General features: G+C 35.4%; 11 protein-coding genes and 1 pseudogene. 7 read left to right on the top strand and 5 right to left on the bottom strand.

Translation table 11 applies throughout. The features are described from left to right. Positions 1-5: 5 nt before the first annotated feature. From ABDZ84_RS17315 to ABDZ84_RS17330, 4 genes are all read right to left on the bottom strand, one after another. Positions 6-1922, bottom strand: a complete 1917-nt coding sequence (locus ABDZ84_RS17315; RefSeq protein ID WP_281949383.1) for an ABC transporter permease — start codon at positions 1920-1922, stop codon at positions 6-8. After that, positions 1897-2673: an ABC transporter ATP-binding protein gene (locus tag ABDZ84_RS17320; RefSeq protein WP_026680507.1), complete on the bottom strand. Its 777-nt coding sequence runs from the start codon at positions 2671-2673 to the stop codon at positions 1897-1899. Before ABDZ84_RS17320 ends, ABDZ84_RS17315 begins: the two co-directional genes overlap by 26 nt. A gap of 129 nt (positions 2674-2802) precedes the next feature. Beyond that, complete coding sequence (locus tag ABDZ84_RS17325) at positions 2803-3804, bottom strand: sensor histidine kinase (RefSeq protein ID WP_226983627.1); 1002 nt, start codon at positions 3802-3804, stop codon at positions 2803-2805. Then, on the bottom strand, positions 3801-4502 hold the full coding sequence (locus ABDZ84_RS17330) for a response regulator transcription factor (protein ID WP_121604741.1): 702 nt from the start codon (positions 4500-4502) through the stop codon (positions 3801-3803). The genes ABDZ84_RS17325 and ABDZ84_RS17330 overlap by 4 nt, the downstream gene beginning before the upstream one ends. Positions 4503-4699: 197 nt before the next feature. On the opposite strand from ABDZ84_RS17330, the gene ABDZ84_RS17335 reads away from it, so the two are divergent. The 6 genes and pseudogenes from ABDZ84_RS17335 (at position 4700) to perR (ending at position 8767) form a co-directional block, all read left to right on the top strand. Then, positions 4700-5131, top strand: a complete 432-nt coding sequence (locus ABDZ84_RS17335) for a potassium channel family protein (RefSeq protein ID WP_205389677.1) — start codon at positions 4700-4702, stop codon at positions 5129-5131. A 56-nt stretch (positions 5132-5187) separates the two neighbouring features. Next, the gene (gene bcp, locus ABDZ84_RS17340) at positions 5188-5658 is read left to right on the top strand and encodes a thioredoxin-dependent thiol peroxidase (protein ID WP_026680511.1); all 471 of its coding nucleotides are present in this window, start codon (positions 5188-5190) and stop codon (positions 5656-5658) included. Positions 5659-5923: 265 nt separating this feature from the next. Next, positions 5924-6583, top strand: a complete 660-nt coding sequence (locus tag ABDZ84_RS17345) for a sugar transferase (RefSeq protein WP_034678746.1) — start codon at positions 5924-5926, stop codon at positions 6581-6583. Between the two features lie 208 nt (positions 6584-6791). Further along, positions 6792-7608 (top strand): annotated as a pseudogene (locus ABDZ84_RS17350) (D-2-hydroxyacid dehydrogenase). A gap of 2 nt (positions 7609-7610) precedes the next feature. Further along, the gene (locus ABDZ84_RS17355) at positions 7611-8162 is read left to right on the top strand and encodes a cob(I)yrinic acid a,c-diamide adenosyltransferase (RefSeq protein WP_026680513.1); all 552 of its coding nucleotides are present in this window, start codon (positions 7611-7613) and stop codon (positions 8160-8162) included. Between the two features lie 155 nt (positions 8163-8317). Next, positions 8318-8767: a peroxide-responsive transcriptional repressor PerR gene (perR, locus tag ABDZ84_RS17360; RefSeq protein WP_034678747.1), complete on the top strand. Its 450-nt coding sequence runs from the start codon at positions 8318-8320 to the stop codon at positions 8765-8767. 178 nt (positions 8768-8945) lie between these two features. On the opposite strand, the gene ABDZ84_RS17365 is transcribed toward perR, so the two are convergent. Then, on the bottom strand, positions 8946-9338 hold the full coding sequence (locus tag ABDZ84_RS17365; RefSeq protein WP_026680515.1) for a YgzB family protein: 393 nt from the start codon (positions 9336-9338) through the stop codon (positions 8946-8948). 156 nt (positions 9339-9494) lie between these two features. On the opposite strand from ABDZ84_RS17365, the gene ABDZ84_RS17370 reads away from it, so the two are divergent. Continuing rightward, positions 9495-10364, top strand: coding sequence for a nucleotidyltransferase-like protein (locus ABDZ84_RS17370; RefSeq protein WP_026680516.1), 870 nt, complete (start codon positions 9495-9497; stop codon positions 10362-10364). Positions 10365-10832: the final 468 nt, after the last annotated feature.

Genomic DNA, 10832 nt, shown 5'->3' on the forward strand with positions numbered 1-10832 from the left:
TGATATTACATGACCTTTTTTAGCTTGGACGTATAAATATTTCGGATGAAAATAAAGTTGAAAAAGTGAATGACGAAATAAAGCAGGAAGATATAGATACTTGGTACCATGACCGATGATACAAGCATATTCTGCAATGCTTTAAAGGCAAATCCTGCATGAATGACAGCAATAATAAAAGGCAGGAAGAATAGAAATCCTAGCTGTCTTGTCGCTATTTTTTTCATTTCTTTATTGGTAAGTCCAATACGATAAAGCGAATGATAGTGACTTAAATCGTTATCAATATCTTGATACATCCGAAAATATAGAATCGATCCAGCTGCTAAAAAGAAAAGGACACTAATAAATATACCAAAAAAGAATAGATAGGACATACTATCCTTCATCGAACTGTAGATTTCAGCTTGAGAATCTGGATAAATTTCGTCTGTGGTTGTATAAGGAAGAATATCCATAATGGTATCTACATGATGAACCCAATTTGGTATGTCCATTACATAATAAAAGAATTTTTCATCAGCAGTAGCATGTTGAATAAATTGCTCAAACGTATGATCGGAAACGATAAGCTGAAAGGAGCTATAGACAGTTGAATTTAAATCAGAATCTATAGTTGATACCGACAGTTCTGCTCGCTCATTAGCAGACTTAAACGTAAGCTTCTCTGGAAAATCCATCGTGTAGGATCTTATAATATCCTGAATAAGAATAAGCCCCTCGTTATCTTTAAGCTTGCTTGGCACTTTCCTATCATTCAGTTGAAGCATAGCCTTATAATCCGAATACTTATAGACTATAAAGGGAGTATCGTTCCATTTATCAATCGTCGATATAGAATACAAACGGGTTGGATAGACTGTCAAAGCTTCGAATGGAACATAATTTTGTTGGAAGGCGCTTTCTATTTCAGCAACATTCGCTTCAAATGCTTCGTGATTTTCCTCCCCACCACTAATTAAGGTAACATCCTGTGGTGCAAATCGTTCTGATTCTTCTTCAACACTTTGAAATAATCCAAATAACACACCTGAAGAAGTAAAGGCTACTGCGCTTAAAATAGTTACTATAAATAATAAGCGTGCATGATCCTTAAGTTTATAAGTTAAATCAGAGATCATTAATAGATTTAAATCTTTATATAAATATTTTTTTCGCCGGCGTAAAACGGTTGTAAAGCCAATGATAAACTGCGTAAACAAAAAATAAGTACCTGGAATGATCAGGGCCAGTATAATGAACATACGATATAATATAGAAATCATATCGGAAGTATAGGCCAGATAATAGGAATACCCAATAGCCGTGAGTGCCAGTAAGCTTAATATCCATGAAAATCGAGGTTTTTCTTTCGGAGTTTTAGTACCTCGAAACACTTCCATAATCGATTTTGTACGCAAGGACCAGACAACCGCAATAGAATTTAGCTCAAACATAATAAAGAATAGTGCTACGGTTATACCAATTGCTTTCCATGACAAGTAGAAGGGAAGAATTTCTCCCGTCCCTAAAATAGCAGAAAAAATCATTAAAAAAAGCTTTGTTAATAGTGCTCCTATGATGATACCAGTAATGATAGAGGCAAGCCCAATAATGGTGTTTTCTGTTATTAACAAGCGGTTTAATTGTGATTTACTAATTCCTAATGTCGTTAGTAGCCCATACTCTTTTTTTCGAGATTTAATAAAAGAGGTAGTAGAATACAGAACGAATAAGAAAGAAAATAGATATATAAATACTTCTGAAACGATTATTCCACTTTTAACAATATCTCTAAAGTCATATTTTTCTATCTTTGGATGAAAAATAACGACAGCGTACATGAAAAAAACAATCACTGCAAACATACAACTCAAGAAGTAACTAAGGTATGTACGGGTGTTCCGTTTCACATTGTTAAAAGCGAATTGTCTGAAGGTCATTCGTATTGCCTCCTAGTAAGGACTGCACATTTAAGATGTCTTGAAAAAAGCTTTGACGATTATCACCACGATGGATTTCATTAAATAACCTTCCATCCTTAATAAAAATGACCCGCCCACAAAAACTCGCGGCAAAAGGATCATGGGTGACCATTACCGTAGTTGCTTGATTTTCTTGCTGTAGCTGCCTAAGTGATTCCATTACTTGTAGGGAAGCTTTTGAATCAAGATTTCCTGTCGGTTCATCTGCAAATATAATGGTTGGATCATGAATGATCGCTCTGGCAATAGCTGCACGCTGCATTTGGCCACCAGATACTTCCATAATTCGCTTATGAATGATCGTATCAATTCCAAGCTGCTTCGATACCGTTACTAATCGTTTTTCCATTTCTTTTACCTTCATTTTATTTAACGTCAAAGGTAAAAGAATATTTTCTCCTATGGTTAACGTCTCTAATAGATTATAGTCTTGAAAGATAAACCCCATTTCCTTTCTGCGGAATTTGGCAAGTTTTTGTTGTGAGAAGGAAGTTAAGTTTTTTTCATTAATGATTATTTTTCCAGAACTCGGCACATCGATAGTGGATAAGAGGTTTAATAACGTTGTTTTACCACTACCTGATGGTCCCATAATACCAATAAATTCACCTTTATTAACAGTTAAGTGGAAATGATGTAGGGCTTCGTAGGATCTTCCGCGTTTACTTCCATATATTTTTGTTAAGTTATCTGCTTTAAGTACTTGCATGGTTTACCTCCTATTCGCGATGCTTTAGTGCTGTAGCTGCTCTGCTCTATATAGTATAGTAAAATACTGCATCATTCCTCTATTGTTCTTTCTTTCAAATGAAAAAATTAACCTTACAGTCTTGTAAGGTTAGCTTAAATGAAAGTGAATGGTCACAGTTGTTCCCGCACCCTCCTCAGACGAAATGAATAGATCATGTCCGAGTTCTTGGCAAATTTCTTTTGAAAGATAAAGCCCCATACCAGTAGATTCTCGAAATTTTCTTCCATTACGCCCTGTGAAGAAGGGGTCAAAAACCCTTGTTAGATCTTCACGCGGGATACCATAACCAGTATCCTTTATCTCGAGGGAGAGTAGCTTTTTCTTTTTCGTAGTGGAAAAGTATATATACTTTGAATCAGGCTTTGAGTATTTAATGGCATTCGAAACAGCTTGGTTAAGAACGAATCGTAGCCATTTAGGATCTGTCGTAATCTTCTCATGCTCATCCATTGCCAGTTCAGGAAATACTTGATTACGGATAAAGCTTGATTTGAAATCTTGAATCACTTCTTTTACAACATTTCGTATCGCAACCTGTTGTACATGGAAATCTCGATCGAATTTTTGCAAGCGTGATTGATATAATGCTAAATCTAAGCCTTGCTGCATTCGTTCTAACTCCTCTTCCATACTATGTAAGAAATGATGAGGAAGCTGTAATTTTTCTTTTTGTAAGGTTAAATGCATGACAGATACAGGTGTTTTCATTTGATGTACCCATTGTTGAATAAAGTGAAATTCCATTTGTTTTTGCAATTTAAGCTGCTCAATTTCCTCGGCATATTGATTTGACTGCAGATCATGCTGTCTTTTAAGATTTTCCAGTAAACGATTTGGTGGATCTGGTAGCCAATTACTATATCCCTCATCTCGGTGAATGATCATATAATAATCGCGTAGTCGATAATAACGATAAGCTAAAAAGAGTAAAAGGCAACATGTAAGCAAAATAAGTAAATAATAGATGATATCCCAACTTAATGGCACGGAAGTAATACCGTAAAAAAGCTGTATAATCGCTATTACAAGAAAGAGCTGTAGATAGAAAAAAAGGATAAATGGAATACTATCTTTTAAAAAGTCTTTCATTGTTGCTCGCTCCAAGTATTAATCATTTTATAACCAGCGCCTCGTACTGTTTGTATGCTTTGTTCTATTCCAATGTCTTCTAGTTTCTTACGAAGACGTGTAATATTAACAGATAAAGTATTATCATCAACAAACTGCTCATCATCCCAAAGCATTTCTAATAAGTAAGTTCGAGATAATACTTGATTAATATTATCCATAAACGCTTTTAATAAAATAAATTCATTTTTTGTTAATAGCGCTTTTCGTTCTTGGAACATAGCTTCCATTGCTGTTAAATAGAGACTAAAACCAGCAACCTCTAGTAAATCAGCTTGCTTACTGCTAGCATATTCTCCATAAATTCGCCTCATAATACCTTTTATTTTTGCTTGAACAACATCGAAATTAAAAGGCTTTGTTATATAATCATCTCCACCATTTTCAATTGCCATTACTTGATCCATTCCAGAATCCCGCGCAGAAATAAAGATAATTGGACAATTAGATACACTGCGAATTTTACGGCACCAATAAAATCCATCGTACCTGGGTAGATTGATATCAAGTAGAATTAAATGAGGTTCAATTTCCATGAATTCTTCTAGAATATGTTCGAACTCTGTTACAATGCTCACGTTGTATTCATACTTTTCAAGGTAATCCTTCAATAATCCGGCTATTTTAGGATCATCCTCAATGAGGTATATTTTTTTCATCTCTTGCCACCGTCCTTTTCTTCAATAAAGGGAAGTGAGTATCTAGTTCCAACCAGAAGTAAGGATGGACATGATACACGTATTGTTTTACTTCTATAGCATTCATTCTATCCTATCTTATCCAGAATATAAAATAAATGACAAGCATACTTCGTCTACTGCATAGATATAGAATAACACTAGGTAGAGGGGATAGGATGGTCATCGTGCTTTGGTTAGTGATCGGAGGGGTTATTACAATATTAATAAGAAGCCTTATTGATTTTATTCGAGGAGGAAAGGTTCAGAAGCGACTGCGTGAAAGTGGATTTTCTTTAGAACTTTTCTATGCACTTCTTATTATATATTGCATCGTGATTGTTGGGTTTGCAGTTATTTATTTTTTGTTATCGATGGAGGGCATTATTCTAGTAGAAAATGGAGAACTGAGACAGGTGAATGCGCTAGGATCGATGATACATTCTTTATATTTTAGCGGAGTAACAATACTAACAATAGGTTATGGGGATATAACACCAATTGGAATTGGTCGGTTCATTGCTTTAATCGAAGCGCTGGTTGGTTATATTCTTCCAACTGCATTCGTACTGCGACTTGTCCAGAATCAGGAGCGAAGCAGAGATCAATGAAACGTATGCTCTAATATGCTATAGTAAAGATAGAAACAGTTATTTGGAGGGATAAAATGACAGTACAAGCAGGAGAAAAAGTAGCTAATTTTACATTACCAGACCAAGATGGGAATCAAGTGAGCTTATCCGATTTCCAAGGCAAGCATGTTGTTCTCTATTTCTATCCAAAGGATATGACACCTGGCTGTACGACGGAAGCTTGTGATTTTCGTGATGCTCATGAAAGCTTTAAAGAATTAGATGCTGTAATTATTGGAATTAGTCCTGACCCAACTACATCGCATCAGAAATTTATGGAAAAACATGATCTCCCTTTCTTACTTTTAGCAGATGAAGACCATCAAGTGGCTGAACAATTTGGAGTATGGAAGCTGAAAAAGAATTTTGGCAAAGAGTATTATGGCATTGAACGGTCAACGTTTATTATTGATAAGGAAGGAACATTGCAACAGGAATACCGGAAAGTTAAAGTGAAAGGCCATGTGGAAGAAGCTTTAACCTATATTCGTGAGCGACTAAACTAAATTAAGAGGTAGTAGGTAGCTATTTAAGGCTACACAGCTTGTAGACGTACATCATCTACAAGCTTTTCTCTTGCATCATTTTTTAACACCATATGCTAAAAGACTTCAGTATGATCTTCCATCCCGTATATTGATGAGAACGGATCTAATAAATGCATCACTAGCAAACCGACCGTGGCTTTTCTGAAATATTGTCATAGTTCACATTCAGGTTGAATAGATTATAGTACTATCAACTCTATTAAAGAGATCTGAGGTGGTTACGTTGGAAATACAAAGAAGATCGACAAGAATTGGGAGAATAACTAGTGTGCAGAGTAGAGGATATCGTATCATTAAACGCTTATTCGATATTATTGGTAGTACAATATTGCTACTTTTACTAGCGCCGGTCATGTTTTATATTTATAGGAAAATAAAAAAATCTGAAGGAAAGCCTGTTTTCTATCAAGAGCTTCGATCTGGGGCAAATAATAAACCATTTGTTTTATATACATTTCGTACAACTACGACTCCTTCACGTGTTATCCATGGTTTTCCTCCATATCCATTTCCACCTTCATGGCAGTCAGGGGTGCCAAATGAATTTACCTTCATTCCTAATCCGACCGTAACGATAACCTCAACCGGATTGTGGTTAAGAAAGTATAAATTGGATAAGCTACCAATGTTGTTTCATGTATTCATTGGTGACATGAGCTTTGTTGGACCACAATCAGAACTTCAGGAAATAACAGAATTTTATAATGTATATCAAAAGCAACGATTAAAAATTCGACCAGGTATAACCGGTGTCGTTCAGCTTGCGAATAAGAAAAAATTAACGTATAAACAGCAACTGGAAATGGATTTAAATTATATTAAATATCATACTTGGCGGACAGACATACAAATACTTTGGAAAACCATAAAAAAGGTAGTCTAACCGTTCATCCTACCTTCCTGTTCTATTGGCTGAAAAACCATTAATATAGAACTAAGTAATGGAGATAGGAGAGAATCAATCATGATATTATTCACGGCAAGCATTTCTGAAAAACATCAGAATCGACTATTAGAAAAATATCCCGAGCAGACGTTTGTTTTTGGGGGGGAAGGAAGAATTAGAAACACAGATTGCAGATGCCGAAATAGTGGTTACGTATGGAAATGATATCAATGATCGTCATATCGGTCGGGCAATTCGGTTAAAGTGGCTGATGGTATTATCAGCAGGAGTCGACGAATTACCACTACTTTCAATAGAAAGAAAAAACATTCTACTTACAAATGTAAGTGGAATTCATAAAACGCCAATGGCAGAGTACGTTTTTTCAATGCTATTACAGGTTTACCGTCAGGCAAAGCAACTATATGAGAATGAAAGCAATCATCGATGGGATCAACGAGTTAATATGGTAGAACTTTCGGGAAAGACAATGCTCATTCTTGGTACAGGTGCGATTGGTCAAGAGGTAGCTCGCCTTGCAAAAGCGTTTCAATTACAGACCATTGGTATCTCACGTAGTGGGCAAGCACTCGAGAACTTTGATGCGATTTATCTAACGGATGAATTATATCGATTATTACCCTATGCAGATATTGTTGTATCTGTTTTACCGAGTACGAAAGAAACAAAGAGACTATTTACGATCAAGCATTTTCAACAATTACCAGAACAAGCTGTGTTTCTAAACAGGTCGTGGTGATGTTGTAGCTGAAGAAGTTTTATTAGAAGCTATCCAAAAGGAGTACATAGCACATGCTATCCTCGATGTGTTTAAAGCGGAACCGTTACCAATAGACCACTCATTCTGGGAAGAGGAAAATATTACGATAACACCGCATATCTCTGGGTTGTCAGAGCAATATGTAACGAGATCTCTAGAAATTTTTCTACAAAACCTTGATACGTATATAAGTGGGGAGTATGATTTTATCAATAAAGTGGATGTCAGGAGGGGATACTAATGATGCGAATTTATACACGTTCTGGAGATAAAGGCGAAACATCATTACTATATGGAAAGCGGGTTGTCAAAAACGACATGCGAGTGGAGGCTTATGGGACCTGTGATGAAACAAATTCAATGATTGGACTGGCCCTAAGCTTTTTACAAGAAGAAACGTTTAAAGGGAAAGAACAGTTGCTGGATAGGATGTACCGTGTCCAAACCATATTGTTCCATGTAGGTTCAGAACTAGCTACACCTGTCGGTAAGGAAGTAACATGGGAATTGAAGCAAAAGCATATTAAGGAATTAGAAGATCAAATAGATGATTGGGATGCGCATTTGCAGCCGTTAAAGAATTTTATCCTTCCATCTGGTCATCGAGCGTCGGCGGCATTGCATACAGCGAGAACAGTAGCTCGCCGTGCAGAAAGGTTGGCAGTAGGAATTAAGGATGTAAATCCACTTGTCGTAGCTTATTTAAATCGTATTTCTGATTTTTTGTTTGTTGCAGCGCGTTATATTAATCAATTACTAGGTGGAGAAGAGAGACCACTAGAAGTAGATGTCTAATAGTGGAATTATTATCAAATGAGAATTAGGTTATATAAACGATGGAATATAATATACTAATATTGACAGAATACATGAAGAAGGCGTAAACTAATTATAAAGATTATAAATTAATAATTAATTATCATTTATAGAAACTATTGAAAGCGAGGTGGATGAGGGTGTCTGAAAATCGATTACAGGAAGCAATAAATACATTAAAAGCGTCAGGCGTCCGGATTACACCACAACGACATGCGGTTCTTGAGTATCTTCTCAATGCTATGGTTCATCCAACAGCTGATGATATTTATAAAGCACTTGAAGGTAAGTTTCCAAATATGAGCGTTGCCACTGTTTATAATAATCTCCGGGTTTTACGAGAAATTGGTCTTGTACGCGAGCTAACCTACGGTGATGCATCCAGTAGATTTGATTGCAACACATCGGATCACTATCATATCATCTGTGAGTCATGTGGAAAAATTGTTGACTTTCACTACCCACCATTGGATGAGGTAGAGTCATTAGCTGAACAGGTTACTGGATTTAAAGTCAGTCATCATCGCATGGAAGTGTATGGTAAATGCGAGGAATGCCAAGAGACAGCTACCAAAAAGCACTAATTAAATGTTATCTGCTCCAAATACCTATTTAAGGTGTTTGGAGCTTTTTCTATAAAAATTTCATAAATAGGTATAAGGTCATAGGTATTTATACTAAAAAATTCGCCAGTCGTGGCGAATTTTTATTTAACGTACGATAGTAAAAACACTTTATTCTATTTAGAAGGTGAAATATGTGCTATTGATTCTTTTCTTTTTGCTTCGCCCTTATTTCTTTACGATAACGACGTGTGTTATATTTCTCATCGAATTCCTTACCTTCTAGATCTTTATCCAAGGTTAATGGCTGTTTACAATGCATACAAGCATCTACTCGTCCAAGCATTTTTGTAGGTTTTTCACAGTTTGGACATACGATTGGAACTGCTTTTAATGATAGTGTTCCAATCCAAAGATAGACAACGCAGCTTAAAATAACCATAATAACACCGAGAATAAAGAAGATTACCATTAACCATTCTATTCGCTTGGTCAAAATGCCACCATACATTAATAAAATACCAACAAACACTAGGATTAAGGCAAATGATCGAATTTTATTTATCTTACTCGAATAGACTATCTGAGCCATGTCGAACCTCCTTATTCATACACTAGGTAGTATAGCATATTTTAATAGAAAATTTGATTGTAAGAAAGGATTTCAAATATCGACAACGAAATATAGTATAAGTAAGCGAATCAACTAAACATATATGAAAGAAATTAAAAACTGGAGGAAATCGCAATGGAAAATTTCCTGAGACCCATTTATCAAAAACATGCAAGTGATTCTAATACATTAGGCGTATTAATTCTTGAGAAAACAAAGCCAGATAGCCCAATTACTGATAACTTTGACGTTATATTACTAATTATTGTGAAGGAATCACAACAAGATTGGTATGTCAAGCACTATGAATTTGATCATAAAACCTGTGCACTACATATGGTAAAAGAAGATTTATTAATGAAGTGGATTGATACGAGCGGTTATCGAACTGCTGTAGAATGGATTATTTATGGAAAGGTGATTTTTGATCGTAATGAGTACATCCTTCAGCTGAAAAGTCAATTACGAGATTTTCCTGATAATAAGCGTGATTTAAGAAAAGCCATTGAATTCGGTAAATTAGTGAAAAGTTATAATGAAGCGAAAGAATTGTTTGAATCGGAGGAATATAAGGATACGAATAGCAAAATACTATACTCCTTACACTATTTAGCACGACTTGCAGTTATTGAAAAAGGGTATTATCCAGAGGTTACTGTTTGGAGTCAGGTTAAGCAAATCGATCTTGAAGTATATAAGCTATATGAAGAGTTTATTGAAAGCAATGAAGATATGAAGAAGCGGATTCAGCTAATGCTGATAGCAATGGATTATGTCATTAGCAGTAGAGCAAAGGTTTCCGTAAAGCATTTATTAGATATTATGGAAACAAGTGAAGATGCTTGGTCTTATGCTGATCTGAAATCATTGCCAATGATCTCACCGTATTCGTTGGATTTATCTGCTATAATTGCCTACTTGGTAGAGAAGGACATTATTTTAACGGTAAGAGAGGAAACAAAGGGAGCAGGTGTTTACCATCGTAAGTACATAATTCATGATTAGTGGAACCACCTTCTGCTTGAATGCATAGGATTATATGGGTGATGCAGGAATACAAACGGTTAATACTGCATCCCCTTTGATATTTTTATTAAGGTGCTATTAAAAAAATGTAAAATAACCGTTGACTTTGTAATATAACCATGATAAAGTTAAATCCGTCGCAAAAATCCGGTTTGGATTTAACGACAGAAAACAAAAAAATATAAATTGTTTGTTGACATAAAACTAGCAAACATGATATATTAATAAAGTCGCCAATTTGAACAGCGAAAAAGTTAAGTGAAAAAAGTTCTTGACTTAAGTTGATCAAACTGGTATAATGAAAGAGTTGCTGTCGCAAAAAGCAGCAAACTAATTTGCTCTTTGAAAACTGAACAAAACAACCAGTATGTCAAGAGAAAACATGCAACTGTTTTTTCTTAAAAATAACCAGAAGGAAACTTCTGGAGCAAGCTAAGACATCATAAT

This window comes from Virgibacillus salarius (genome assembly GCF_039521925.1).
Lineage (GTDB): Bacteria > Bacillota > Bacilli > Bacillales > Amphibacillaceae > Virgibacillus > Virgibacillus salarius.